Origin of the sequence: Paenibacillus crassostreae, assembly GCF_001857945.1 — a bacterium.
Lineage (GTDB): Bacteria > Bacillota > Bacilli > Paenibacillales > Paenibacillaceae > Paenibacillus_AQ > Paenibacillus_AQ crassostreae.
Window position 1 is genome coordinate 1497525 of record NZ_CP017770.1, and the last position, 26950, is coordinate 1524474.

Sequence of the window (26950 nt, forward strand, 5' to 3'; positions counted from 1 at the left end):
CATCAGAACAAAGGTATGAATGAAAACAACAAGAGTGCACCATATCGGCACCCTTGTTGTTAACATGATTCAAGCAAAGGTTTATTTGCCCAGTTTATCAATCGAAGCTTGTGCCTGTTGTTTGTATTTCTCAGCAGTAGCAGTAACAGACGCATTATTCTTAATGACATCTTCAACAAAACTGTTAAATGGGTATTCTGGGTATGCTTCATCCAATACGATAATTCCTGTACCATAGATATGATCACGAATCATTTGGATATCTTCTTCATGTCCATAAAGGCTTTCTAAGTAATCCTGACCAGGATACTCTTCAAGCTGTGGAACATCTTGCATTTCTTCGAAAATTTGATATACAATTTCAGGATCTTTCACACCTTTTGGTATGAATCTAGATGCTGCAGCTGTATTCGCATAAGTAACTTCCGCAGTTCCTTGGGGTCCATTAGGAATTGGCACAATCCCAACATCAAATGTCAGATCAGGCATTTGCCATTCTGAAGCTATGAACATCGCAACGTCTCCGTCTTTAAAGGTATCCGTTTCTTCCCAATTTACTTTATCGCCTGTTTTTATTTTCGCAACATTCTCTACATTATATATATGGTTTAAGAATTCCATAGCTTCGATCGTTCTAGGATCGCTAAGACCTTCCTTACTCGTAGAATCATCTGCAACCTTCGCTCCATTAGCTGCTACTAGAATTCGACCTACTTGAGCTGCCCATCCAGAGAAACCATAGGTATCAATTTTACCGTTATTATCAGTATCCTTAGTTGCCAATTTAGCAACTTCAATGAACTTCTCCCAATTCCATTCGCCTTTACTGTAGAGTTCCTGCAGATCTGGCAAACCTAATTTTTTGAATATATCTCGGTTATAATGTACGCCAACAGCAAGTGTTGTCGGATTGTCAAAGGCATACTCTTTCCCAGCTAGACTAGCGCTCTTCACTACTAAATTCATTTCGTTATTAATATTGGATTCCGGTTTTGTAAACTCACTTAATTCAAGTAATTGACCCTTCAGTGCTGCTGGAAGCGCAGATTTGTATTCCAGTAATACAATATCTGCAAAGGGTTCGCCTGCAAGTACTGTCGTTGTAAACTTATCCATGTATTCACCAAAAGGTACATTAACGAATTCAATCTTCATGTTGTACTTCTTCTCAAGTTCAGCAATCTTCGCCAATCTTGCTTTATCAGATGCAGTTGTACCTGCAGGTGTCAGATCCCACCAAGCAGACATTTTAATAACACGACCACCTAAATCAACAACTTCTTCAGGTTGCGGTTCTGGCTCTGTCTTTACTTCTTCTGTTGGCGTAACAGCCTCTGTCTTGGTAACGCTTTCATTTGTTTGGACATTATTACCACCACTACAAGCCGATATCAGTAATACAAAACAGACCAACAACATAGAAAACAGTTTCATTTGTTTCATTCATTAACCTCCCAATCTGATTTGAATTCCCCTTGACTAACATTTCATAATCAACGAATTAAACACCTCTCAAATATGGTATATTATTCCGCAAAACAACAATAACATCCAGTAATGAATCAGTCAAACGATTTTTATATTATTTATTAATTTGTTATTTTATTATTATATTGTTTTGTTATTTCCTACGGAATCTACACTTTTTAGGGGGGAATACGTCGAATTACGGAAAACACTGTTATTTTACTCCAAAAGGGTATCAAGTGAACCTCATACTTTCTTATATTTTAAAAAAATAGCTGTAGCTTGAGTAATGATCATTACTCAAGCTACAGCTATTGTCTTTATTTGTTATATCATTAGTCATTCTATATTGTGAACCTTATTATAATCTTCACGTAATATTGTATCTGCATAAAGTAATTTCTTCTCGAAAGGGGATTCATGATTATCTATCCGCCATAAAATCTGGTCCACTGCCCTCATACCCAGTATTTCTATCTTCACATCCACTGTTGCTAATATCGGTGACGCCTTATGTGTATTATCAAATCCTGTCACAGCACATTGATTTGGAACTTCTATTCCCAGCTGTTGTAATGTATCAATAATATAAAAAGCTGTTGTATCATTGGCACATACAAATACATCAGGAAGTTCACCTGTGCGAAGTGCAGTCGCTATACTTTCATAATGTTCTGTATCAGAACCAAGTAAAGAAAGGATCTGGCTATTCTCTATATTAAATTCCACAAGCGAGGTCTGATAAGCAATCCATCGTTCATTAAAACTAGCAGCATCTTTAATATTCCCAATATATTGATACTTCTTATAACCTTTACTGTATAACTTTGTCATGAGTTCTTTCATACACATAAAATTATCGGAAAAGATAGAATCACAATGATATGCCGGATCCATATGGTCAACCATTACGACTGGAATATTTAGACGATGAATGTCTAGTAAGATAGAAGTCGTTATAGATCCAACTGTAATGATCCCTTGAATAGCATCAGGATTAAGTAGTGAGAACAAATTATCACTTGTTGGTTCTGTTAATGTTAGAATATCTAAACCCTTTTGATTTAAACGAGTAGATATACCATCAAATACGGGGCCCCAATATAAAGATTCATTATTTTGATACCTAACATTTGGAAAGAGCACTAGGATTGTTCCTGTTGATTTTTGACTTTTATTATCATCGATCCTGTTGCCTAGACGTTTGGGTTCATTCTTGAAATACCCCAACTGCCCTGCAACCTTCAGAATCATTTCTCTCGTCTGAACACTAACCCCTGATTTCCCTGATAATGCACGAGATACTGCAAATTTAGATACACCAGCTAAATCCGCTATCTCTTGTACTGTAACTTTACCTTTCATACGATCACCTAATCTCAATTTAGAAATTTAACTCATAATTCATAGCATACATGAATGCTAACAACAAAACAATCTGTTAGGTAATCAAAAAAAATTGATCTATGTATTACAAATTTTATTAAAAAAAATATATTAATGTTATTTTTGTTATTGTGTTTTTGCTATTATTATAATAGTATTCATGTTAATAATTAATCAACTTTTTTCTGAGAAGGGATACATAAGATGATTAACGAAGTTTTTATCAAAGGAATGACTTATGGCTGGGGTGCCAAACGTGGAGAGTATAGACAACCATCCGCAATTGATTCTTTGATCAAATTAAAAGAAACGGGTAGTGAATGGATTGCCCTCTCTTTTTGGACATATCAGGATTCTGTATTCTCCACCCATATTTCTTTTGATTATGGGTATACAGTAACCGACCGCGATATCACCTATTCTGTACAACAGGCTAAACAGCTAGGTCTTAAAGTATGTTTAAAACCCGTTGTAAATTCACGTGATGGTATTTGGAGAGCCCATATAGGTTTTCCTAACGAAGAAGAGTCCTCTAGTTATTGGGATACCTGGTTTCAATCGTATTCTGATTTTATATGTCATTATGCTGAGTTAGCCGAAGAACTACAATGTGATATGTTATGTATTGGTTGCGAAATGATTAAAACTGAATCACGAACTCAATCATGGCGTGAGCTTATTGAAAAAATACGCAATTTGTACTCTGGGCCTTTAGTCTACAACGCTAATCACGGTAAAGAAGATGGGGTAAGCTGGTTTGATGCTTTGGACTTTATTGGTACGAGTGCTTATTATCCAATAACAAGTAAACCTGGTGATACTTATGAACATATGTTATCTGGTTGGAAGAAACAAATAGCCCCGTTGAAGTCTCTATCTAATCGCTTTAATAAACCTATTATTTTTATGGAGATCGGATGTAGAAGCGCTCTTGGATGTGCGACTATGCCCTGGGATTTCACACATCTTGAATTGCCGTATTCAGAAGAAGAACAAGCTAATTTTTATCATTCTGCATTACAAGCATTTTGGGATGAACCTTGGTTTGCCGGATATTTCTGGTGGGATTGGAGTACATCACTTTACAGTTTAAATCAAGCCACATCCAATCGAGGTTTTGATATCTATGGTAAAAAGGCTGAACAAATCCTGAAGGACTATTATGCAAAACCCAATCCTCGTTAATGCAAAAGAGCCGAAAATATTTCGGCTCTTTTATAAATTAAAAGTTGCCTTTATATCATATCCTCATGATAAGCACTTGGGAAACGAGTTATCACCTCAGTACCTACCCATTTCTCACTTGTAAATGTAATACTGCCATTCATCGCTTCAATGATTCGGAATGTCACCATTAGACCGAGACCTGTTCCTCTGGTCTTATTCGAATAGTAAGGTTCTCCCAAGTGCTTAATATCTTCGTCTTCCATACCTACGCCATTATCAAGGATATGAATTACGATCTGTCCTGAATCTTCATAAGCCCATATTCGAATAAGTCCATCTTTTCCTAAAGCCTCGATACTATTTTTAATCATATTAACGAATGCTTGTTTAAATTTTGAGGCATTCCCGATAATCAGCAATCCAGATGGAATATCTATCTGTACTCTTCCTGCTTGATAATTAGCTAAGGGTAATAATATACCTTCAATATGCCTAAATTCCCCCAATACATCCAGTGTAGTGGCCTGTTGAATCTCAGGTTTGGCAAATGTTAAAAAGTCAGTAATGATATCCGATGCTCTATCTAGCTCATCTAGAGCTAGTCTCAAATATTCTTTATCTTTATCCTTTGACTTCTGCTCAAGTAATTGAAGAAACCCTCTAGTTACTTGAAGTGGATTCCTTACTTCATGTGCAACCGATGCTGCAAGTTCACTAATAATATCCATCTTCTCAGAGCGCTGCAATTCATTATTAAATCGTTCCAGTTCCTTTGAATACTCAATGACTTGGCGATGGTTCATGGTTAACTTCCTTCCAAGTAATATGATGAAAGAAGTTATAAAACAAATAAGTCCCCATTTCCATATAAATAATTCATATTTCCCCTGAGATAAGAAGAACCAAGAGAACTCAGCTATCACAACAACTGTGAATATCGTAAACCCCCAAGCAATAATTCCGGCGTCTTTATTTCCCTTTATTCCGTAGTACACTGCATGAGTCATAAGTATAATACCTTGAATAATGATTAGTGTCCCTATCATTGATAAAGAGAACAAATAAAATCTTTCATATTCGATATCAAGAAATAAGTTTAAAAACATGAAAGCAAAAAAACAACTAAAATAGATCATTTGAATTTTTCGGAACTTACGGATAACTCCACCATATCCTATGCCAATCATAGACTCAAATACATATGTCAACCCTGGCAAAAATATATAAAGAGCAATATCAAATAGAACAAGATAAATATGTCCATATTCTCCATAATGCGTATACAAGAATGGCGAGTATGTAATGATAATAATACCTACCGATAATAATACAATATTTACAGAAATCCAATCCTTGATATGTCCTTTGCTTAAAAATACTGAACAAATCACCATGACTAGTGCAACAAATACAACAGCAACTCCCGCGATAATATCTATTATATTCCCTCTAACATATTGTTTCAGGATGGGCTGATAATCTCCTATAACTATTTCTTTATCTATACCAAGTCGATCACGCTCTGAATACATACTCATTATTACTTCCTTACCTGCATCCACGGGCTTTAATGGCAGAAATATCGTGTTTAGATCATACTTGTGAGATCTATCCTTCTGATAAATTATCGTATTATTAATATATATATTTATCCCTTTTGCATAGACTTTATTGATGTATAATGCAGGTGAAGAAAGATCATATGCTGGAAGTCTGAATTTAATCCATAGAGTATCTGTTGATTGTTGTGGTTTCAGATAACCCTGATTCGAATTATGCCAAACCCAAGAATTCGAAGATTCTAATGGATACGATGTCATTATGGGCTCCCTATCACTCTCACCCCAGTAGTATTGCCAATTCGAAATTGAAATAGAGTGATTCTTTGTTTCAACAGAATGAAATGCATCGATCGGATTGAAAGATGACATGACGATCATAACGAATATGATAACAAGTATATTTCTTGTAACCCACTTCATAAGTGCACCTCAAAATAAAATAGATCATTCTTTCTTTTGGTTTATTTTTCTACATTATTCTAAAATTCGACAAGTTTCGTTACTTCCCTTTAACGAAATACATTTTTTTGAAAATAAAATATTATTTTGATTATAAAACAGCCTTTTTTGATAGAATCACTCAGAATCTTATGATAAAATTTGTATAAAAGTGGGTGATCCTATGCAATGGTATAAAGATTTTGAGAAAGATATAGCACAAGTTTTTATAGAAACACAGCAAATAGTGGAGAAGTTCCCTCCGCCACTGAATCACAAAGGCTTAGCTTACTTAAGTAAATTTGATATTCGTCAAGATGATAGTACAAAGAACTATATTTGTTACCTGCTCCCTTTCTGGTGTAATGACATCAGTCAGCTAAAAAAAGACACGATAGTTCGATTATCAGTCGGAAACGTACTCGCCATGTTATACTTCTTTATCCAAGATGATCTTATGGATAGCCAAGATTCCTTAGATCGAGATCAAGTACCGCTCGCCAACTTACTATATATACATTTCTTTGAAATCTACTTAGCATATTTCCCCTTTGATTCCCCATTCTGGGCCTACTTCCACCAATACATCGTTGAATGGACAGACGGTGTTGCCAATGAACCTCATGAGGATTACTTTCAAACAGATCTCATCAAGATAGCTAGAAAAGCAGCACCTCTCAAGTTATCGAGTACAGCTGTTTTATTACTTTCTAATCAATCTAATCTCGTATTTACTGCATCTGACATGATTGATCATGTCCTAGTCACTTTACAAATGGCTGATGATTGGAACGATTGGGAGGATGATTATACAGAGAACAACTACAACGGGTTAATATCATTGATCAGATTTAAGCACGATCAATCAGATATTATATCAATCGAAGAAATTAAGCGTGCTATCTTTGTGCAAGATATTATGCAATATTATACGAAATTCGCTATTTCTAATCATACATATATCGAACAACTGAATTTAAACTTGCCCTACCTATTATCCTTCCATCATACCCTTGTTAATCACTTGAAAAGAGATGCCGAGTCAATTAATGAAAAAAAGAGATTACAAGCGAGTGGCGGATTAAATTATTGGTTATCAAAAAATATCAAATAATGATAGATTTCAAGACTTATCCATGTTATTCTTATAAAGTAAAAAATAACCATTTTGGAGGGTGATTCTAATGACACAAATGGCTCTTTTTCAAACACAAGTAATTAACAAGGCATGGGAGGATCCAAGTTTCAAAGCGCTTCTATTAACAGATCCTAAGAAAGCTATCAAAGATGCGCTAGGAGTAATTATTCCAGAGCACATTAAACTTAGAACGTTGGAGGAGTCATCAGATGAATTCTATCTTGTGCTACCTTCAAGTCCTTCTAACAATACTCCGGATAACGTTCAATCAAAAGCAATGTGGTAATTGTTGCTTCAACTACTTCATAGTTTACTTCATAGGGTCTGGAATCGATGTTCTGTCTTACGTCCACACTCATATGATTTACTACTTGCTGGATGGGAACGTAATGATAGCCTCGGTTCCTGCCCCTTTTTGACTCTTATACTGAATCTCTCCTTGCATAGCCTCTATTATTCGAAAACTCACCATCAAACCTAATCCAGTTCCTTTCGTTTTATTGGAAAAGTAAGGAGCACCCAATCTTGTTAATTCCTCTTGATCCATTCCTACGCCGTTATCTTCAATATGTACCGTTACAATTGAATTATTCTTATACGCCCATATTCTAATTATTCCCCTACCATTCCAAGCCTCGATACTATTCTTAATTAAATTGATAAGAGCCTGTTTGAATTTGGATGAATTCCCCATGATACTAAGGTCGTGAGGTATATCCATACTAACCACTCCATCTGAAAGATTAGCAAGTGGTATGAGAATACTCTCGATATGTGTCAGTTCATCATATATATTCAATTCAGTGATCTGATCGAAATCTGGCTTAGCGAATGTTAAAAAATCAGTAATAATATTCGATGCACAATCCAATTCATCAAGTGCCATTATCAGGTACATTTGCGCCTGTTCTTGTTCATACCTTTCGGTTAATAACTGTAAGAACCCTCTTGTAACCTGTAAAGGATTCCTTACCTCATGCGCGACTGAGGCAGCTAGTTCACTAATGATCTCTAGCTTCTCAGAACGCTGTAATTCATTATTGATCAATTCTAACTCCTTAGAGTATTGAACAATTTGATCATGATTATCAGTGAACTTTCTCCCACTAATCGCAATAAGCGACACAATAAAGGATACAACTCCCCATTTCCAAGCAATAAAATTATAATCTCCTGATCTAGCATAGAATTGAATCATTTCAAATAATGCAGTTCCTGCAAATAAAGTAAATCCTATCGACAAAATCAAAGCATCTTTATTCTTTTTCACAATATAAACTATTGAAGAAAAAACTAATAATATACATTGAATTATAATCGTATATCCTAACATTTGAGCAGAGACAAAGTAATAAATAACATAAAATTTATTTATGAAAAGAAAATTCATTAACATCAATATAAAACAAACAACTGAGTATCCCACTTGAAATTTGCAAAAATATTTAAGCACAGAGCGATAGCCACTTCCAAATATCACCTCGAAAAAGAACGTCAATGAAGGTAATAGTATAAAAAGAGCACAATCAAAAACTATAATGAAAAACTCCTCATGCTGTCCAAATAACGTGTACATATATGAAGAATAGGTAAGCATTAAAACACTTGTCGAAAAAATGATTATAGCTAATGAAACCCACATTGCTAAAAATTCTTTTCTTAGAAAGAAAGAACATATCAACATAACCATCGATATAAAGATAAATGAACTACCTAAAATAACATCAATTAAACCCTGTTTCACATAAACTGAGAGAAGATCAGAATAGTTTCCTAGTATGAGCGTTCCTATTGTATCTTTGTTAGTTTCAACTCCTATATATAGTGTCTCATTAGAATTACTCCTCTCTAAAGGAAGAATAATTTTATTAACTATATTGTCATTCATGTGCTCAGATTCATATATCATGGCACTGTCAGTCCTAACGATTACATACTTTCCATAATATTCACTAATATATAATGATGGAATATTCCAAATCATTTCAGGTAATTCGATCTTATACCATATGAATTCGGATGTTTTATCAGGTGATATCGATTCGTTCGAGTCACTTACAATCCATCCCTCTTGCTGCTCTAAACTTATATTATGTGCTGTTACTGTTAGATCATTCATTGAAGTCCATTTAAGCTTCCATTCTGATATTTCTATTGTTCTTTCTTGCTGAACTCCTCCAATGGTAGTTGTAATAGTTACTAATATAATCATTATTAGCACCATCATAACAATTACCATTTTGGGTACAAGCTTCATATAAACAGCACCTCAAAAAGTAAAATTTATATTAAAATTACATAATATTATAATTAATCTTTTATGTATTCTATTTATTAACATAAAAACCTTCTAAAAAAAGGAGTTTTTTTAGAAGGTTTTATTTATATTTTTATAAATTCATGTATAAGTATGCATAACTAACAAGCAGAAATGGCTATACCGTCCTTTTTCAGCCACCTTCAAAAAAGGATTACTCAACCATATATATACAAAAATAGACCAAAGCACAAAGGCTATGGTCTATTCTTATTGCATCGATATAAAGTTTAACCTAATACAACTTCAACTTGATGTGACTTACCGTCTCCAATAACAGGAAGTATGTTACCTTCGATTGATTTACCATCCACAGTAACAGAAGCTACACCTTTGGATACATGATTAGGATTAGTAATGTTAATAACGAAAGTATCTCCACGGAACACGCGAGTGATGCTGAAGCCATCCCAAGCGGTTGGAATACAAGGGTTCACTTGTAATCCATCATATTCTGGTTGAATACCGAGAATAGCTTGTGTAATCGCTACAAAGTTCCATGCTGCAGTACCTGTTAACCATGAATTCTTCGCTTCACCTTGACGTACAGCATCTTTACCTGCGATCATTTGCGAGTATACATATGGCTCCGTACGGTGAACATCACTGATCTCTTCCAAGTATGCAGGAGCGATCTTCTTGTAAAGATCAAATGCACGATCTCCGCGACCAATCGTCGTCTCAGCCATCATAATCCAAGGATTGTTGTGGCAGAAGATACCTGCATTTTCTTTATATCCTGGTGGATATGAAGAGATTTCTCCAAGGTTAATATAATATTTGGAGTATGGTGGATTCTGAAGAACGATACCATATTTCGTATCCAATCTTTCCTCAACCGCATCCAATGCTTTCTTCGCTAATCCCTCTTCAACACCAATACCAGCCATAACACAGAATCCTTGTGGTTCAATGAAGATTTGACCTTCTTCATTCTCCTTACTACCTATTTTGTTACCATAATGATCGTAAGCACGCAAGAACCATTCTCCGTCAAATCCATGTTCTAACGTCGTTGCACGCATCGTATCAATATGTTTCTGTGCAATAGTAGCTTCTTCATCAAGCCCTCTACGTTTACATAGTTCCACGAAGTCTGGACCAGTGAAGACGAATAATCCTGCAATAAATACGGATTCTGCTGTACGTCCTTCTATGTTCTGAGTTGTTTGGTAAGGCTCATCCGGTACATTAGAGAAACAGTTTAGATTCAGGCAATCGTTCCAGTCTGCACGTCCAATGAGCGGCAAGCCATGCGGCCCCATATTCTCAATAACGTGATAGAAAGAACGTTTCAAGTGTTCGAATAAGCTTGCTGTATTATTAGGATTACTGTCGAAAGGTACCTCTTCATCAAGAATACTGAAGTCTCCAGTTTCTTTAATATAAGCAGCGGTTCCAAGGATCAACCATAGTGGATCATCATTGAATCCACCACCGATTTCATTGTTACCTTGTTTCGTTAATGGTTGGTACTGATGATAAGCTCCGCCATTCTCAAATTGAGTAGACGCGATATCGATAATACGTTCTTTCGCACGTTCTGGAATCTGATGTACGAATCCAAGTAGATCCTGGTTCGAATCACGGAAGCCCATACCACGACCAATACCAGACTCAAAGTAAGAAGCAGAACGTGACATATTGAAGGTAACCATACATTGATATGGATTCCAGATATTAACCATACGATCCAGTTTATCGTCACCACTGTTAACCGTATATTTAGATAGTAGGTCATTCCAGTAAGCTTGAAGTTCTTCCATCGCTCTATCCACATCGGATTCGTTCGCAAATTGTGCAATCATCGCTTCAGCACGGGTCTTGTTGATGACATCCAATGCTTCCCACTTCTCTTCTTCTGGGTTCTCAACATAACCTAGAATGAAGTTGTAACTAATCTCTTCACCTGGAGCAAGTTCAATCTCCATACAATGTGAAGCAATCGGTGACCAACCACTAGCAACTGAATTAGAAGATTGTCCTGCAGCCACTACTTGTGGACTCTCTAGACCATTGTATAGACCTAGGAAAGATTCACGATCAGTATCGAATCCATCCATTGGACGGTTAGCAGAGAAGAATGCAAAGTGATTACGACGTTCGCGATATTCAGTCTTATGATAGATAACTGAATCCTTCACTTCTACTTCACCTGTATTCAGGTTACGTTGGAAGTTAGTCATATCGTCGTATGCATTCCATAAACAGAACTCTACAAAGGAGAATAATTTCACTTTCTTCGTAGCATTAGATGTATTAGAAACGGTAACTTTATGAACTTCACCGTTATAATTCAATGGAACTAGAGCCAATTGATTCACTTTAATTCCATTTCTTTCACCAGTAATAGATGTATAACCTAGACCATGACGGCATTCATAGAAATCAAGATCTCTTTTTACCGGCATCCAACCTGGAGTCCAGAAATCACCTTCATCATATAGGTAGAAGTAGCGACCACCATTATCGACTGGAATATTATTGTAACGGTAACGTGTCAATCTACGAAGGCGTGCATCACGGTAAAATGAGTATCCCCCTGCAGTATTCGACATTAATCCGAAAAATTTCTCATTACCAAGATAGTTGATCCATGGATACGGGGTTTTGGGCGTGTTAATGACATATTCTTTATTAACATCATCGAAAAAACCAAACTTCATTTTCAAAACTCCTCTCGAATTTAACAGCAATTTATAAACACGCGTTTATTGCGTGCCGGATGAACCCCTTCTCGGAGACATCTTCAAATAGTGTGTTGTGAAAGTTATGTACGACTTCCACTTTTAAAGACTAGCATTCAATTCTCTAGTGGTCTCCCTAATCATCAACTGTGTAGGAAAACTTATCGTGCTAAAGGAGGCACTTCCCTTCTCACACATTTCAACCAGAATAAGTGCAGCCTTCTGAGACATCTCGTAAATCGGTAGGCTCACAGAAGATAGATTAGGATTTAATTGAGCTGCTACTGGAATATCATCAAATCCAATAAGTGATAGCTGTTCAGGAATTAATACTCCAAGTCCTTTACAAGCATCCATTGCTCCAAGTGCCATCTCATCATTTGCCGAGAAAATCGCACTCGGCCATGTTGCTGCATCACATAACAACATCTTTTTCACTTCTTGTTCTGCTTTAGCCCTCAAGAAATCTCCACTTAAGACATGCTTTTCTATCACTTTCAAACCATGATCTTGCATCGTCGTCATATATGCCTGATAACGTTGCTTCCCAGAATAAGTATTCTGGCGGCCACTGATAAATGCAATATCTCGATGCCCCAGACTTATTAGATGTTCAACTGCCTTCGCTGCACCCTCATAATCCTTTGAATTAATTACAGCCAGATTATTACGGTCGAGACGATTCTCAAGCAACTCAGCAATATCGTAGTCAATTAAGACAAAAGGAACCTCTAAATCAGCGATCACTCTAGCCATAGCCATGTTGTTCTCAGTACCTACAATAATGCCTCCATCAATTCTTTTCTGCTGGAAAGCTTGCTTAACCTTTATAAAATCATCTTCGGAGTATATGGTGTGAATAAGCACATAATAGCCCATTGCATTAGCTGTATCTACAAGAGCATCAACGAATGGCGCAAAGTAATTGTTCTGATATATACGATTTGGGTTATGTTTTTCAGTTGTACTTATTACAAATAGTCCAATCGTATTGGTACTCTTACCCGCTAATATCCTTGCAGACGTATTAGGCTCATAATGATACTCCTCAACAATCTTCATAACTTTCTCTCGTGTCTTCTCAGGCACGTTAGAATAATTGTTAATGACACGGGATACTGTGCTTCTAGACACCCCCGCAAGTTTGGCGATATCTTCACTTCGCATAATAACCCTCTTCACTGTAAAAGCGTGTTTATTTTATGATTGTAACCGTTTAATTGAAATAATTCAATCAAAAGCTTTGTGAATAATAATCCAATAATATTAACAAATACGAAATTTATCACTACCATACTACCATACAAGTATGGTAGTATGAGGTTATCCAATTGATAAGGAGCTGAACGCTTGGATCTATTTATGAAAGCGAACCCAATTTCGACCAGAGACGCAATTTATTATTCACTACGGGATGAAATTGTGTTATTAGCATTACCACCAGGTACCGCAATATCCGAGAAAGAAATGTCTATCAAATTCAATGTCAGCAGAACGCCTGTTAGAGAAAGCTTCGTTAGGTTATCCCAAGAAGGATTACTAGAAATCTATCCTCAACGTGGAACGGTCGTCTCTCTGATTGACCTTGAACTTGTTGAAGAAGCTCGCTTTATGCGAGAGCAATTAGAGAAATCCATCATACAACTTGCTTGCGTAAGTTTTCCACCTGAGCAATTAGTGGTATTAAAAAGTAATCTAGCAATGCAACAATTAAGCATGCAAGAACAGAATCATATCAAAATGTTCGAGCTTGATGAAGCCTTTCATCGCACACTTTTTGAAGGATGTAAGAAACTCAATACCTGGACGATCATGCAACAAATGAATGTTCACTTAAATCGAACTAGAACATTGCGTTTGGCAGCGGATCAACACTGGGATCAACTATACACACAACATCTTCAAATGATACAAGCGATAGAGGAACATGATACGAAGCAAGCTGAACAGTTAATGAGCGACCACTTGCATCTGACAATTACAGATCAAGCTCTGCTGCAGGAGAAGTACCCCGCTTATTTTAAAAATGTATAGTGAGGTGTTGTCATTATGAAAATGGTATTTCGGTGGTTCGGTGATGATAATGATACGGTCACCCTTCAACAAATCAAACAAATTCCAGGTGTTGAAGGTATTGCATGGGCACTTCATGACGAAATTGCCGGCGATGAATGGCCTATGGATAAAATACTTGATGTCAAAAAAAAGGCTGATCAAGCCGGTCTACATATACATGTCGTGGAAAGTGTAAATATCCATGAAGATATTAAACTGGGTCTCCCCACTCGGGATAAGTATATTGAGAATTACAAGAAAACGATCGCTAAGCTAGCACAAGTTGGTGTTAAGGTCATTTGTTATAATTTTATGCCCATATTTGATTGGCTCCGTACAGATCTTTATAGAGAAGCAAGCGATGGTTCAACGGCTCTCTTTTATGAGAAGAATAGAATAAATAATCTTGATCCCTTCGAACTTGTGGATCAGATCAATGCGAACTCCGATTTCACCATGCCCGGCTGGGAACCTGAACGTTTACAGCACTTAACGTCATTATTTAATGCTTATCGTGGTGTCACTTCTGAAGATCTATGGGATCATGCCAAGTATTTCTTAGATGAGATTATTCCGTTCGCTGCTGAACATGATATTAAAATGGCTATTCATCCGGACGACCCACCTTGGCCTATATTCGGACTACCACGTATTATTACGAGCCAAGAACATATTCGAAGATTCTTAGATTTGCATGACAGTCCTTATAATGGTCTTACTTTATGTAGTGGTTCACTTGGAGCTAACCCTGATAACGACGTCATTGCGATGGTCCATGAATTTGCAGAACGGATTCCATTCGCTCACATTCGTAATGTTCGTGTTTTTGAGAATGGTGATTTCATTGAGACGTCACATCGTACGCAAGATGGTACGGTTAATATAACTGGTATTGTACAGGCTTACCACGAAAATGATTTCACTGGATATTGTCGCCCTGACCATGGTCGTCATATTTGGGATGAACAATGTAGACCTGGGTATGGTCTATACGATCGTGCACTCGGTATTATGTACTTGTGGGGACTCTGGGATGCTTATCAACAAGCTTCTTCATATCAAGGAAAGAAGGTATAATCATGAATCATACATTAACCATTCATCCATCTTTGAAAGAAAAGATCGTTGTCATTACGGGTGGAGCTGGAGTGTTATGTCGAGTCATGGCACTGGAACTTGCCAGACAAGGTGCAGCTATTGCGATTCTTAATCGCACACTTGAGAAGGGACTTGAAGTTGTAGCGCAGATTCAGAATATTGGTGGCCGAGCAATTGCTGTCTCATGCGATGTGACAGATCCCAACAGTGTTCAACAAGCTTCAGAAACGGTTCTCGACAAATTAGGAGCATGCGATATTCTGATTAATGGAGCTGGAGGAAATAATCCAAGCGCGAATACAACGAAGGAAACTTTCAACGATCAAGACTTAAATAATCCTGATATTTCAACCTTCTTCGATCTAAGTATCCCAGGATTTCGTAATGTATTTGATCTAAACTTTATCGGTAGCCTGATACCAACACAAATCTTTGCGAAGCAGATGTTAGGTAAACAGGGAAGCACAGTCATCAATATTTCTTCCATGAGTGCACCTTCACCTATGACTAAAGTACCCGCATACAGTGCCGCTAAAGCTGCTATCAATAACTTTACGCAATGGTTAGCTGTTCATCTAGCCGAAAGTGGTATCCGAGTAAATGCCATTGCTCCTGGATTCTTCCTAACGCAACAGAATGAGAAGCTATTGAAGAATGAAGACGGAACATTAACTGAACGCTCACATAAAATTATTACCCATACACCTATGCGAAGATTCGGTGAACCAGAGGATTTACTTGGTACGCTACTCTGGTTGAGTGATGTAAATGCGTCAGGTTTTGTTACGGGTACAACAATCCCTGTAGATGGCGGATTCATGGCTTATTCCGGTGTCTAACTTATAACTGATTTAATAACAGAAATCCCAGGAGCGCAATGCAAATGCTCCTGGGATTTCTGTTATTAAACTCCTATTAACTAATCCACTTCAAAATAGCAATAACACCTAAATGGACAGGATAAAATGATCGCCAGATCCACTTATTCACCCGTATAGACTCTACCCTCTTCCATAACTTCGGACCATAAATAATCGTCATCGTCAATACGATACTAAACATCTGTAATATCCAGTTATTCGTAAACATATAAACTACGTTAAGGATCAAATGTCCATACACTAAATCATGCGATGAAACATATCTAAACAATAATACAAGAATAAGCCCATAGGCTCCATAATCAAATGGGAATACCTCCATCAATATGATAAAAAAAACGATTACCCATATAGACAGAACTTTTGACGTTATCCGATCCAATAAATTAAGCGCGATAGCAGCTACCAATAAAGTAACAACAACATTTAATCCTGATGGATTCAATGCCATTTGATAAGGCACCTGTGATACTAACGCTATAATAAACAATCGGACAAGATACTTTAATCTATTCGATGTATGCAAATGCCCCTGTACGAGTGCATATGCATATATGGGAAAGGATATCCTACCGATAATTCTCCATATCATCTGGTCCGAAAAAAACACAGCTCCAATATGATCTATAAGCATAGTTAACATAGCAATCCACTGCATTTTTTTGGTCTCCTTATCTAAAATCATCAAGTATATTTATTTTTAACCTGTTCTTAATGAGTATTGTAGCATGATCTAGTATAATGACTAATATTAGATTAACTTCGATTATGCTTACGAAGAGTGTTTTCTCGAAGTATTACACAAGAAGTATCGCTCAAAAACATTTAGGAGGATAACACAATGGATTTCAACCAACCAACACATCGTAATCAATCTGCCTCAGTGAAATGGGACGGGATCGAAAATATCTTCGGGGTCACAGATGCCTTACCCATGTGGGTCGCTGATATGGATTTCACAGCTCCCCCTTCTGTCATTCATGCATTTCAAGAGAGATTAACACATGGGATATTCGGATATTCTTTGCAGACAGATTCCTATTTCCAAGCCATTATCGATTGGATGAAACGTCGTCACCAATGGCAAATTGATAAGGATTGGATTGTATATAGCCCTGGCGTCGTACCTGCATTAAGCCTAATCGTACAAGCCTTCACAGAACCCGGTGACAAAGTAATCATTCAGCCCCCTGTCTATCCACCCTTCTATCAAGTTGTCGAGAACCATGATAGAGAGCTTATCCAGAACCCTCTCCGTATGGTGGATGGTAAATATTCGATGGATCTAGCTCAGTTAGAATCTCAAATAGATGATCAAGTGAAAATGCTAATTCTATGCAGTCCTCATAACCCTGTGGGACGCGTCTGGACTAGAGAAGAACTTGAACCTTTAGCAGAGTTATGTATTCGCCGGAACATTCTTGTCGTATCGGATGAGATCCATTCTGATCTTCTATTCAACAAAGGAACACATATACCTTATGCTCTTCTCTCAGAGGAAGCTAAAGATCTCTCCATTATCTGTACCGCACCAAGTAAATCTTTCAATATTGCAGGTCTTCATACTTCCAATATCATCATACCTAATTCGGAAATTCGCAGTAAATTTAAAAAGACACTGCAGAAATACGCTTTAGATAACATCAGCCCATTCGGATTAATAGCCACTGAGGCAGCCTATAATGAAGGGGAAGAATGGCTTGATGAATGTCTACTATATATCCGAAGCAATATGGAATATGTGAAACAATATATCGATACCCATATACCTGAGTTACACGTTACTCTACCAGAAGCTACCTATCTGCTGTGGATCGATTTCCGCGAACTTGGCATGTCTACTAAAGATTTGACTTCCTTTTTACTAAAAGAAGTTAAGCTTATTGGTAATAGCGGTTCTTCTTTTGGAAAAGAAGGAGATGGCTTTATACGATTGAATTTAGGATGTCAGCGTACCATTGTGGAAGAAGCTATGAAACGTCTCAACAAAGCAATACAAGCTTGGCGAAATAAAGCATAATTATTTTATTTTCACAACCATCTTATCCCACTCTTTCGTGGTGATCGGATGGTTTTTTTATTAACGTATACTTCACTAATATTTAGCCATACTACTGGATATTTCCTAACTAATCCAATAAAAGGTGGAGACAGTAATGACCATTTCAACAATTGAAGAGTTGACCTTCTACTTTATGCTCTATTCTTTTGCAGGATGGGTATTGGAGAATTGCCATAGTTGGCTCACCCATGGCCAGTTTTGGAAAGAAGGATTGCTCAAAGGCCCTTTTAAACCGATGTATGGATTCGCTCCTTTGTTACTTATCATAATCAGTGAGTACCCTTTACATTGGTTATATATACTTTTATTCAGTATGGTTGTGCCTACGTTAATAGAGTACGTAAGTGGTGTCATGCTGCATTTGTTATTTCACAAACGTTGGTGGGATTATTCTAATCACTCCATCCAGCTACATGGTCACATCTGCCTACGCTTTTCCATCTATTGGTGCCCATTATCCTTAACTTGTTTATATGTGCTTCACCCTAGATCCATAAGTTTGTATACTCAGATGGCTTCTATATGGGCATGGCTATTTCCTATATTCCTAATCTACCTCCTAGTTGACGTTGTTTGGAGTGGCTACAATTGGCGGGCATTGGTGAACAAGCCATTCGATTTCGGATGAAATTCTCTATAATATTTGTCATAATTTGAATAAGACTTTATACTAATAATAGGTTAATTATTACATTAGGCGAAACTAATGATATATAGAGGAGTGAACTCGTTATGACAGAACCATCATATAAACCAAGTCGCGTAGTTGTTGTCGGTACTGGTGCCGTCGGAACAACAACTGCCTATACTCTCCTACTAAGACATCGCATGGCAGAATTAGTATTGATTGATGTGAATCATAAGAAGGCATTGGGTGAAGCGCTTGACATGAACCACGGTCTTCCTTTTGCAGCCGGTGTTAAATTATGGGCAGGTGGTTATGAGGATTGTGCTGATGCAGATATTATTATTGTAACAGCCGGTGCTTCACAAAAACCAGGAGAAACACGTATCGACCTTCTGAATCGCAATGTATCTATATTCAAAGAGATTATTCAAAACATTACAAAGTATAACCAAAATGGGATTCTCTTAATAGCTACTAACCCAGTGGATATTCTATCTTATGTAAGTTGGAAAATAAGTGGGTGGGATCATCACCGAGTTATTGGATCAGGTACATTACTTGATAGCGCTCGTTTCCGATATCTTATCGGATCACACAAAGATATTAACCCAAGAAGTATACATGGCCATATTATTGGTGAACATGGAGATTCAGAGTTACCTGTGTGGAGCCTTGCCAATATTGCAGGTACTCCTATCGATTTTGATGATGATGAACGTAAAGAAATTTTTGAGAATACCAAGAATGCTGCTTACGAAATAATTGAAGCAAAAGGCTCCACATCCTATGCTATCGCGCTTGCATTAGATCGTATCGTTGCAGCTATCCTTCGTAATGAGAGTGCTGTCCTCAGCGTATCTACTCTACTTCAAAATACGAATGGAATGTCTGATGTTTACCTTGGAGTCCCCAGTATTGTAGATCGAACCGGCGTGCGTCAAATACTAGATTTACCTCTGAATCCAGAAGAACAGAGTCTTTTTGAACTATCAGCAAATAAACTTAAAACAGAAATCAACAAACTAAATCTATAGTTATTTTCACCTAATATATATACATTACCCTCGACCTTTGGGCTCAGGGTTTTTTTTTGTTATTTCACTAAAATAACATGATATATTAACCGATATTATATAATAGAATCGTTTCAATAGGAGATGAAAATTTTGAATAATAAACCCTATTCCACGAATAAAACACGGGGATGGCTTAAAAATGTTTTGACCGCTCGTTCAGAAGTAGAAAATGAGCTTGTAACCTCGCATAATGGTTCTGAAGATGAGCCTAATGTACTAGACGTAGAATCTTCGAAACTCGACTTTGCATCATTAGAACAAGACAAAACAGCATATGATTTAATTATTGCTGTTGAGAATCTATTGAATGATAGACAATTATCTCAGTTTAAAAGTAACGATATTGAAGATCAATTGTCTAATGCAAATGAAACAATCAACCGTCTTAAGAATGATTTAAATAAGAAAGAACATTTAATTCTAGAAAAAGAAAAAGAATTCAGAATAATTGAAGAGAAATTGACCAGTAAACAAATGAGTTATGATCAACTTCTAGAAGATTATAAGGATTATCAAAGCTCTACAAATACGGGGATAGAGAACTTGAAATATCAGCTTGAGAAAGAAAGAAGTAAATATACTAGATTAAATGAAGAGTTTACCAAACAACAGTATGATAGTATGCAAAAGATAAAAGAACTTGAAGAAATGGTAAGAGATTCAGAAGCTGAGAACACGCAAGTCACAAATCAATATAACAAAGTTGTGGAAGAAAAGGCACAATTATTAAAGACTGTTACCGACTTCACCGAGCGTATGTCCTTTTCATTCTCACCCCCTTCTGAATAAAACTCACTAATTACTACATTAGGAAGGAGGGGCATCTTATCCACACTTACAATGAAAAATGGCTGGAGCTTTTATCAGTGGATAAAGAATCCGGTAATCATTACATCCAAGTCAAGTTCACATTTGGACAAACCTATCTACTTCAATGGGAAGTTGATAGTTATACTGCTGAACAGATTATAGCGATCTATAATCAATCTGATCAGCGAAAATATAGACTCTCTTTACAAAGCTACTCTAATCCAGCGGACAATCATTACTATAGTCATTTAACAGAATATGATCGAGAGAATAGTAATAAAATGATGTTTTTATGTTCTGAGTCCTACAAGGAGAAAATATCCTCTTTGAAAAATTTAGAACATCCAGACCAATTAAAGTTAATATTCCCTGTGAATCTGAATACTCTACAACATGTCTCAAAAGCTAATAAAGAGTTATTCCCATTTTTCACATCACGAATTGCAGTTCTTACAGTGATTATGACTATATGTTCTTTCGTTTATGTACCAAACTATAATACATACATTAGTGAGAAAGTATTCGCAAAAGTCACCACTGTACTAGAATCAGCAGAGCCATCTCCCCTTGAACCACTGGTGAATCTTGAGAATACAGATTCCGATATTCTTATTCCCGTAGAGGAAACCACGGTATCTATACCTATACCGGCAGTGCTAACCTCAGAGGAACCAAAGTTATCAGAACCTCCGATAGTTGAGCTAGATAAACTTATCAATTTCAGTGTACCTTCTGGATATGTTGCTCTAACTTTTGATGATGGTCCGTCAATGTACACTCAAGATATCGCTAAGGTATTACAGAAATATAAAGTGGGTGGCACGTTTTTTTTCGTCGGAACACAGGTGAAGAAATTTCCCGATGAAGTAAAATTAGTTGATGATTACGGCTTTTCTATAGGTAATCACTCCATGACTCATCCTAACCTGTCAAGCCTATCTGCTGCCATGCAGCGTTCTGAGCTTGAACAGACCAATCAATGGATTGAGGATATCACATCTAAGCCTGTGTTACTATTTAGACCACCTTATGGATCAAGAGATGATAGACTCACAGAGTTAACAACAACTATGAATATGAAAATGATATTATGGAATAGTGATCCTGAAGATTGGCATAATGATAGTTCACAGCAAACACTGAATTATATCACGCAAACTCAATCGACTGGTTCCATTATTCTTCTTCATGAATCTAAAGAAACATTAAAGATCTTACCTTTGATTATTGAATTTCTACAAAAACAGCAACTCCAAATTGCAAATATAAAATAATTGTCAACATAGAAATCAACAAGCTGAAACGGCTATGCCGTCCTCTTTCAAGGACGGTTTCCGTCTCTGCCGAAATATAAGAAATAGAGTATCAAGTGAAACTTATGCTTTCTTATATTTCCAAAATTCAAATGGCGTGCAAATGGATCATCCATTTACACGCCATTGTTGTTAGATAGGATTCTTTAGTACACTAATACGAACGTTTGACTTAAATGTTAGTTAACTCTTATTCACTTGAAGCACCGATATCTTTTTCAAGGATAATGCTTCCTTTACGGTCTCTTCTGTAATTACATTTAATTTTAGTAGACTGGTGATTTTAGCAGGATCTGCTTTTGAAATCATCTTCCATACACTTGGATCAGGTAGAGCCGCATAGAGCTTACTGTCATCGTATTCTTTACGTTCCTGCATAATTATCTTCACTTGATATGAACCGATCTCTAACTCTGTTAGACCTTGTTCCGAACAATAGTTAATAAGTTCGTTACGTAAATCACCAAGCTCCTGTTCTATTTCTTTCTGCTTCTTTTTTAATTGATAATACCGTTTAACTTGCTTATCCATAAATTCACGCCTCTCTCTTTTTTACATACATATGCTGAGAGAGGCGCTCTTATACGGAGTGATTTAATACGGTTAGTTCCACTCAAAAGTTTATGATATCGTCTTGCTATCATTCCTTTGCTTCTGTAGTTCTTTCCACACCTGCTTATTACTATATTGCTTCTGAGAACTTATATCTTCGCCGAACCAAACTGGTACTTCGAAAGATTCTGCTACCTCAACTGATTCGAATTCAACCTCTACGACGATCATCTCAATTTGATCATAGCAATCGATTTCAATGAGAGTATCTTCCCATGCTGCGGTTATACGGTTTTTCGTCAATGGCACAGCACCGAAGGCATTTACTATCTGTGTATAGATCTCTTCTGAGATGGAATATTCAATTTCTTCACGAACAAGACCATTTCCGTTCTTGAATGTATGTGTATATGTCGTTTCTCCCGTGGTCAGATCTACAATTCTACGGACTCTCAATTCCTGCGTAGCGTCCAGCGCTAGATATGTCTGCTCGATCCGCTGCTCTGATATTATACGTAATGTTCCTACCTGAACTAATGTGTCCGGAAATTCAGACAATAGAAACTTTCGCTCTATTTCTAATGACATTTATGCCAACTCCTATTGACCAATATTATAGCTTCATACGATAGATCGCCTTATTCTCTAAACCTCTAATGAAGGGTGTCCATTCTTCTGTATCTGGTGTTGTATCAAGTGCATCCTCTACCATCTGCAGTTTCGCATCCATTGCATCAATGAAGTGGAGAGCAACGGCTTCTGCCATTTGAGGTTGTACAGGGCTCCCCCATTCACCTAAATTATGATGAGATAGCACCATATGCTGCAAACAGACGATTTTCTCAGACTGAAGTTCAATATTACTGTGAATGGCCGCTTCCGTAATCCAATTCGCTGCCATTGAGATATGACCGAGAAGCTTACCTTGAACACTATATTCCTTTACGATTCCTAGTTCTGCTGTCATCTCTTCTGTCTTGGCGATATCATGAAGAATTATTCCAGCCTTCACAAGATCTGCATTTAGAAAAGGTCTTTGCTTACATATAAATTCCCCTAATTCTAGCATCCGCACGATATGATAAGCCAGACCTGCGTAGAAAGCATGATGATGCATTTTGGCAGCAGGATAATGCATTAACTTCTCTTCTACTTTGGAGACACAATACTGAACGATGGTTCTCATCTCTGTGTCATTAATGCTTGCTATTGACTGTTTTATCGTATATAGAAGATCTACAGGAAGAACAGGCGCAGAACGAATAAAATCGGTTATAGAAACATGATCTTCATCCGTTACCTTGCGGATCCTCGTGATCTTCACTTGCAATCTTTCTCGATAAACATGGGCAACACCCTGTATCCTTACTAAGTCCATAGGGAAGAATGTTTCCTTCTCCATCGGTTTAACATCCCAATACTTCGCTGAGAGTTGACCACTAGAATCTCCGAGAACAATATCGAAATAATCCTTTGGTGGTGTCCCATTCGTTTGTTTCACTTCTAGTTCTTTCAATAAGTAATATCCGACAAATTCTTCTTGATTTGTTAACTTGTTAATTAAAGTCATTAGTTATCCTCCAACATGAAATGAAAATACTATATTGTTATTATATCGCTAAACAGGATCATTAGACATGCTTCTTTCTCAAGCTAATGAATTGATTACGCAGAAATTCTATTCAGCCTAATATTCAAGAAAGCTATTATTCCTTTGAATATCTAGATGTTTCCCCTCATAAACATAGGATGAACTCTAATTCTCCTTCCAGAAAGGGGGAAGAACTTAATCATGCATTCCGATGAACTCATCGCATTAGAACGTGCTATCGCTGAGATCACAGAAGTTGCCTCAGGCTTTGGTTTGGACTTTTATCCTATGAGATATGAAATATGCCCTGCTGACATTATTTATACGTTCGGGGCTTATGGCATGCCGGTCAGATTCTCACATTGGTCTTTCGGAAAGACGTTTCATAAGATGAAAACTCAGTATGATTTCGGTCTGTCCAAAATTTATGAATTAGTCATCAATTCTAACCCCTGCTACGCATTCCTACTCGATGGAAATTCATTAATTCAGAACAAGCTAATTGTGGCACATGTTCTTGCTCACTGTGATTTTTTTAAGAATAATGCTCGGTTCAGTAAAACCAATCCCGCCATGTTAGAAAGTATGTCAGCTACAGCCGAACGAATTAGTCAATACGAGATCAAGTATGGTAGTCATACAGTTGAAGAATTTCTAGATGCCGTCTTAGCTATTCAAGAGCATGTTGACCCTGATTTAGTTCGACCTTACCGCCAAAATCGATATGATCTAAATCGTGAAGGTAAGATGGACTCCTCTGATAAGATTAGTACTCAACAATTCACTGGGTTTGAGGATTTGTGGGACTTAGATCAACAGAATAAACAGGTTCCCTCTCCTTCCAAAAAAACAAATCTATTCCCTCCTCGTCCTGAGAAAGACATCATTTGGTTCATCCAGGAATATTCACAACATTTGGAACCATGGCAACGTGATATTCTAACTATGTTACGAGATGAGATGCTTTACTTCTGGCCCCAAATGGAAACAAAAATAATGAACGAAGGATGGGCCAGCTATTGGCATCAACGTATATTACGAGAATTGGATCTAACATCGGAAGAAACCATCGAATATGCCAAGCTAAATTCAGGAGTTGTTCAACCTTCGCAGAACAGCTTAAACCCTTATTATCTAGGATTAAAAATATTTGAGGATATTGAAAAACGTTGGGATACACCTCCCATTTCTGACCCACATTTCTCCAATCAAAAACCTGGTCAGGGCCGCGCTAAGATCTTTGAAGTTCGCGAGTTAGACTCTGATACCTCTTTCATTCGGAACTATATGACAAAAAGTCTAGTTAATGATCTGGATTTATATGTTTTCGAAAAAAAGGGTACCGAATGGAAAATAACCGATAAGTCTTGGGAGAATATTCGCGATCAACTTGTATACTCCCGCGTAAATGGAGGATTTCCTTACTTAGTAGTCCAAGATGGTAACTTTATGAATAATGGTGAATTGTATATCAAACATATGTACGAAGGAATGGAGCTTGATCTAAAGTATGTCGACCGAACACTACCTTATGTGTATAAGCTATGGGGTAAATCCATACATTTAGAAACAACGATGGAAGAGAAAACTGTACTATTTAGCTATGACGGAACGAAAAGTAACCGAAAGTTTCTCTAGAAAACTAAATAGGAACACTATAAGTTACCTAAGAACTTAGGCCATCTTATAGTGTTCCTATTTACATTTCCTTCACTCTAGCCGTGGACTGCCTAATAACCAAACTAGATGGCTCAGTAAGAACAGGGGGTTGAGTATTTGTTTTCTCAATCATCTTAATCAGATTCTCAATCGCTCTAATCCCAATGTTGTGTGTATTCTGATTAATCGTGGTTAGCGCTGGTTTAAATACTTGAGCGTAATATGTGTTATCAAATCCAATAACAGAGATATCTTGTGGAACTGCTATTCCTTGTTTTTCGATTTCATGGATCGCTCCAAAAGCTGCCATATCAGAAGTACAAACAACTCCTGTAGGAGGAATCTGAAGCGAAAGCAAGGACTCCATCGAAAGACTTCCCCCTTCGAATGAATAATCACATAATCTAAAGTAAGTAGGTTCATAGGGAATATTTAATAGTTCTAATTGTTTTTTATAGCCACTAAATCTACTGTCTGAAATTTCATGACCCAATATACCAGATATGTATGCAATTCTACGGTGTCCTAAATCATATAGATGTTGCACCGCTATCTCTACTGCTTTCTCATTATCCGTTGTAATGTATCCAGCCCGTTTCCCAATTAATGCTGTATCTACGAACATAGCTGGGATTTCTGATCGGAGAAGTTCTTCTAAGCTAGGATGATTGTATTCTACACCAAACACTACAACACCATCTAAGTTACGACTCTGACAATGGTCTATGAAAGAATAACTTGGATCATCAAGCCGCGTAGATAGACGCATTAGATCGTACCCACTATGTTCGAGAGCAATCTTGATTCCTTCCAGGAGTTCGGCTACATATGGATTCGTAAATGGAACATTGATTAATACTCCGACAGTCCATGAACGTCCTTTAACTAATCCCCGTGCAACAACATTGGGTTGATATTTCAATAATTGAATAGCTAATTTTACTTTTTTTCTAGTTTTATCACTAACGTCAGGATAATGGTTAATCACTTTGGAAACGGTTGCAATAGAAACGCCCGCTTCTTTTGCGACATCATGAATAGAAGCCACTACTTATTCAACCTA

23 protein-coding genes are annotated in these 26950 nt (G+C 37.0%); 12 read left to right on the top strand and 11 right to left on the bottom strand.

Annotated features, from left to right (window positions below; all coding sequences use genetic code 11):
• Positions 1-81: 81 nt before the first annotated feature.
• Both LPB68_RS07215 and LPB68_RS07220 read right to left on the bottom strand, forming a co-directional pair.
• On the bottom strand, positions 82-1443 hold the full coding sequence (locus LPB68_RS07215) for an ABC transporter substrate-binding protein (RefSeq protein ID WP_068654067.1): 1362 nt from the start codon (positions 1441-1443) through the stop codon (positions 82-84).
• A gap of 363 nt (positions 1444-1806) precedes the next feature.
• Positions 1807-2832, bottom strand: a complete 1026-nt coding sequence (locus tag LPB68_RS07220; RefSeq protein WP_068654068.1) for a substrate-binding domain-containing protein — start codon at positions 2830-2832, stop codon at positions 1807-1809.
• A gap of 225 nt (positions 2833-3057) precedes the next feature.
• Here LPB68_RS07220 and LPB68_RS07225 point away from each other — a divergent pair, with 225 nt between their 5' ends.
• Positions 3058-4038 (top strand): glycoside hydrolase family 113, encoded by a 981-nt coding sequence (locus tag LPB68_RS07225; RefSeq protein WP_068654070.1) that lies wholly within the window; start codon positions 3058-3060, stop codon positions 4036-4038.
• Between the two features lie 50 nt (positions 4039-4088).
• Here the strand turns inward: LPB68_RS07225 and LPB68_RS07230 are convergent, their stop codons facing one another.
• On the bottom strand, positions 4089-6002 hold the full coding sequence (locus tag LPB68_RS07230; RefSeq protein WP_068654072.1) for a sensor histidine kinase: 1914 nt from the start codon (positions 6000-6002) through the stop codon (positions 4089-4091).
• A 202-nt stretch (positions 6003-6204) separates the two neighbouring features.
• Between LPB68_RS07230 and LPB68_RS07235 the strand changes: the two genes are divergently transcribed.
• Both LPB68_RS07235 and LPB68_RS07240 read left to right on the top strand, forming a co-directional pair.
• The gene (locus LPB68_RS07235) at positions 6205-7134 is read left to right on the top strand and encodes a hypothetical protein (RefSeq protein ID WP_068654073.1); all 930 of its coding nucleotides are present in this window, start codon (positions 6205-6207) and stop codon (positions 7132-7134) included.
• 70 nt (positions 7135-7204) lie between these two features.
• Complete coding sequence (locus tag LPB68_RS07240) at positions 7205-7444, top strand: NHLP leader peptide family RiPP precursor (protein ID WP_068654074.1); 240 nt, start codon at positions 7205-7207, stop codon at positions 7442-7444.
• Positions 7445-7525: 81 nt separating this feature from the next.
• Here the strand turns inward: LPB68_RS07240 and LPB68_RS07245 are convergent, their stop codons facing one another.
• The 3 genes from LPB68_RS07245 to LPB68_RS07255 form a co-directional block, all read right to left on the bottom strand.
• On the bottom strand, positions 7526-9415 hold the full coding sequence (locus LPB68_RS07245) for an ATP-binding protein (RefSeq protein ID WP_068654076.1): 1890 nt from the start codon (positions 9413-9415) through the stop codon (positions 7526-7528).
• A 290-nt stretch (positions 9416-9705) separates the two neighbouring features.
• Positions 9706-12141 (bottom strand): glycoside hydrolase family 94 protein, encoded by a 2436-nt coding sequence (locus LPB68_RS07250; protein ID WP_068654098.1) that lies wholly within the window; start codon positions 12139-12141, stop codon positions 9706-9708.
• 123 nt (positions 12142-12264) lie between these two features.
• Positions 12265-13329 (bottom strand): LacI family DNA-binding transcriptional regulator, encoded by a 1065-nt coding sequence (locus LPB68_RS07255; protein ID WP_068654100.1) that lies wholly within the window; start codon positions 13327-13329, stop codon positions 12265-12267.
• Between the two features lie 183 nt (positions 13330-13512).
• On the opposite strand from LPB68_RS07255, the gene LPB68_RS07260 reads away from it, so the two are divergent.
• The 3 genes from LPB68_RS07260 to LPB68_RS07270 are packed head-to-tail and all read left to right on the top strand — an operon-like array spanning position 13513 to position 16154.
• Entirely contained in the window at positions 13513-14196 is a 684-nt protein-coding gene (locus LPB68_RS07260; protein WP_418303822.1) for a GntR family transcriptional regulator, read from the top strand.
• A 15-nt stretch (positions 14197-14211) separates the two neighbouring features.
• Entirely contained in the window at positions 14212-15294 is a 1083-nt protein-coding gene (gene uxuA, locus LPB68_RS07265; protein WP_068654102.1) for a mannonate dehydratase, read from the top strand.
• Between the two features lie 2 nt (positions 15295-15296).
• A complete protein-coding gene (locus LPB68_RS07270) occupies positions 15297-16154 on the top strand; it encodes an SDR family oxidoreductase (RefSeq protein ID WP_068654104.1) in 858 nt (285 codons plus the stop codon).
• Between the two features lie 76 nt (positions 16155-16230).
• Here the strand turns inward: LPB68_RS07270 and LPB68_RS07275 are convergent, their stop codons facing one another.
• Positions 16231-16854, bottom strand: a complete 624-nt coding sequence (locus LPB68_RS07275) for a TraX family protein (protein WP_068654106.1) — start codon at positions 16852-16854, stop codon at positions 16231-16233.
• A gap of 183 nt (positions 16855-17037) precedes the next feature.
• Between LPB68_RS07275 and LPB68_RS07280 the strand changes: the two genes are divergently transcribed.
• The 5 genes from LPB68_RS07280 to LPB68_RS07300 all read left to right on the top strand — a co-directional run bounded on the left by LPB68_RS07280 (position 17038) and on the right by LPB68_RS07300 (position 22046).
• A complete protein-coding gene (locus LPB68_RS07280; protein WP_068654108.1) occupies positions 17038-18216 on the top strand; it encodes a MalY/PatB family protein in 1179 nt (392 codons plus the stop codon).
• Between the two features lie 136 nt (positions 18217-18352).
• Positions 18353-18886, top strand: coding sequence for a putative ABC transporter permease (locus tag LPB68_RS07285; RefSeq protein WP_068654110.1), 534 nt, complete (start codon positions 18353-18355; stop codon positions 18884-18886).
• A 104-nt stretch (positions 18887-18990) separates the two neighbouring features.
• Positions 18991-19920, top strand: coding sequence for an L-lactate dehydrogenase (locus tag LPB68_RS07290; protein ID WP_068654112.1), 930 nt, complete (start codon positions 18991-18993; stop codon positions 19918-19920).
• A gap of 132 nt (positions 19921-20052) precedes the next feature.
• A complete protein-coding gene (locus tag LPB68_RS07295; RefSeq protein WP_082865525.1) occupies positions 20053-20751 on the top strand; it encodes a hypothetical protein in 699 nt (232 codons plus the stop codon).
• A gap of 77 nt (positions 20752-20828) precedes the next feature.
• A complete protein-coding gene (locus LPB68_RS07300) occupies positions 20829-22046 on the top strand; it encodes a polysaccharide deacetylase family protein (RefSeq protein WP_068654116.1) in 1218 nt (405 codons plus the stop codon).
• A gap of 222 nt (positions 22047-22268) precedes the next feature.
• Here the strand turns inward: LPB68_RS07300 and LPB68_RS07305 are convergent, their stop codons facing one another.
• The 3 genes from LPB68_RS07305 to LPB68_RS07315 all read right to left on the bottom strand — a co-directional run bounded on the left by LPB68_RS07305 (position 22269) and on the right by LPB68_RS07315 (position 24207).
• On the bottom strand, positions 22269-22616 hold the full coding sequence (locus LPB68_RS07305) for a hypothetical protein (protein WP_068654118.1): 348 nt from the start codon (positions 22614-22616) through the stop codon (positions 22269-22271).
• Positions 22617-22706: 90 nt separating this feature from the next.
• Entirely contained in the window at positions 22707-23225 is a 519-nt protein-coding gene (locus tag LPB68_RS07310; protein ID WP_068654120.1) for a CYTH domain-containing protein, read from the bottom strand.
• Positions 23226-23250: 25 nt separating this feature from the next.
• Positions 23251-24207, bottom strand: a complete 957-nt coding sequence (locus LPB68_RS07315; protein ID WP_068654122.1) for a 3'-5' exoribonuclease YhaM family protein — start codon at positions 24205-24207, stop codon at positions 23251-23253.
• 222 nt (positions 24208-24429) lie between these two features.
• On the opposite strand from LPB68_RS07315, the gene LPB68_RS07320 reads away from it, so the two are divergent.
• Positions 24430-25866, top strand: a complete 1437-nt coding sequence (locus tag LPB68_RS07320) for a SpoVR family protein (RefSeq protein WP_068654124.1) — start codon at positions 24430-24432, stop codon at positions 25864-25866.
• Between the two features lie 61 nt (positions 25867-25927).
• Here LPB68_RS07320 and LPB68_RS07325 read toward each other — a convergent pair whose 3' ends face one another.
• Entirely contained in the window at positions 25928-26935 is a 1008-nt protein-coding gene (locus LPB68_RS07325) for a LacI family DNA-binding transcriptional regulator (RefSeq protein WP_068654126.1), read from the bottom strand.
• Between the last annotated feature and the right edge of the window lie 15 nt (positions 26936-26950).

Bases quoted from the DNA above. Each gene is read 5' to 3' on its own strand.
- LPB68_RS07215 (WP_068654067.1), bottom strand. From the start codon at position 1,443: ATGAAACAAATGAAACTGTTTTCTATGTTGTTGGTCTGTTTTGTATTA.
- LPB68_RS07220 (WP_068654068.1), bottom strand. From the start codon at position 2,832: ATGAAAGGTAAAGTTACAGTACAAGAGATAGCGGATTTAGCTGGTGTA.
- LPB68_RS07225 (WP_068654070.1), top strand. From the start codon at position 3,058: ATGATTAACGAAGTTTTTATCAAAGGAATGACTTATGGCTGGGGTGCC.
- LPB68_RS07230 (WP_068654072.1), bottom strand. From the start codon at position 6,002: ATGAAGTGGGTTACAAGAAATATACTTGTTATCATATTCGTTATGATC.
- LPB68_RS07235 (WP_068654073.1), top strand. From the start codon at position 6,205: ATGCAATGGTATAAAGATTTTGAGAAAGATATAGCACAAGTTTTTATA.
- LPB68_RS07240 (WP_068654074.1), top strand. From the start codon at position 7,205: ATGACACAAATGGCTCTTTTTCAAACACAAGTAATTAACAAGGCATGG.
- LPB68_RS07245 (WP_068654076.1), bottom strand. From the start codon at position 9,415: ATGAAGCTTGTACCCAAAATGGTAATTGTTATGATGGTGCTAATAATG.
- LPB68_RS07250 (WP_068654098.1), bottom strand. From the start codon at position 12,141: ATGAAGTTTGGTTTTTTCGATGATGTTAATAAAGAATATGTCATTAAC.
- LPB68_RS07255 (WP_068654100.1), bottom strand. From the start codon at position 13,329: ATGCGAAGTGAAGATATCGCCAAACTTGCGGGGGTGTCTAGAAGCACA.
- uxuA (WP_068654102.1), top strand. From the start codon at position 14,212: ATGAAAATGGTATTTCGGTGGTTCGGTGATGATAATGATACGGTCACC.
- LPB68_RS07270 (WP_068654104.1), top strand. From the start codon at position 15,297: ATGAATCATACATTAACCATTCATCCATCTTTGAAAGAAAAGATCGTT.
- LPB68_RS07275 (WP_068654106.1), bottom strand. From the start codon at position 16,854: ATGCAGTGGATTGCTATGTTAACTATGCTTATAGATCATATTGGAGCT.
- LPB68_RS07280 (WP_068654108.1), top strand. From the start codon at position 17,038: ATGGATTTCAACCAACCAACACATCGTAATCAATCTGCCTCAGTGAAA.
- LPB68_RS07285 (WP_068654110.1), top strand. From the start codon at position 18,353: ATGACCATTTCAACAATTGAAGAGTTGACCTTCTACTTTATGCTCTAT.
- LPB68_RS07290 (WP_068654112.1), top strand. From the start codon at position 18,991: ATGACAGAACCATCATATAAACCAAGTCGCGTAGTTGTTGTCGGTACT.
- LPB68_RS07305 (WP_068654118.1), bottom strand. From the start codon at position 22,616: ATGGATAAGCAAGTTAAACGGTATTATCAATTAAAAAAGAAGCAGAAA.
- LPB68_RS07310 (WP_068654120.1), bottom strand. From the start codon at position 23,225: ATGTCATTAGAAATAGAGCGAAAGTTTCTATTGTCTGAATTTCCGGAC.
- LPB68_RS07315 (WP_068654122.1), bottom strand. From the start codon at position 24,207: ATGACTTTAATTAACAAGTTAACAAATCAAGAAGAATTTGTCGGATAT.
- LPB68_RS07320 (WP_068654124.1), top strand. From the start codon at position 24,430: ATGCATTCCGATGAACTCATCGCATTAGAACGTGCTATCGCTGAGATC.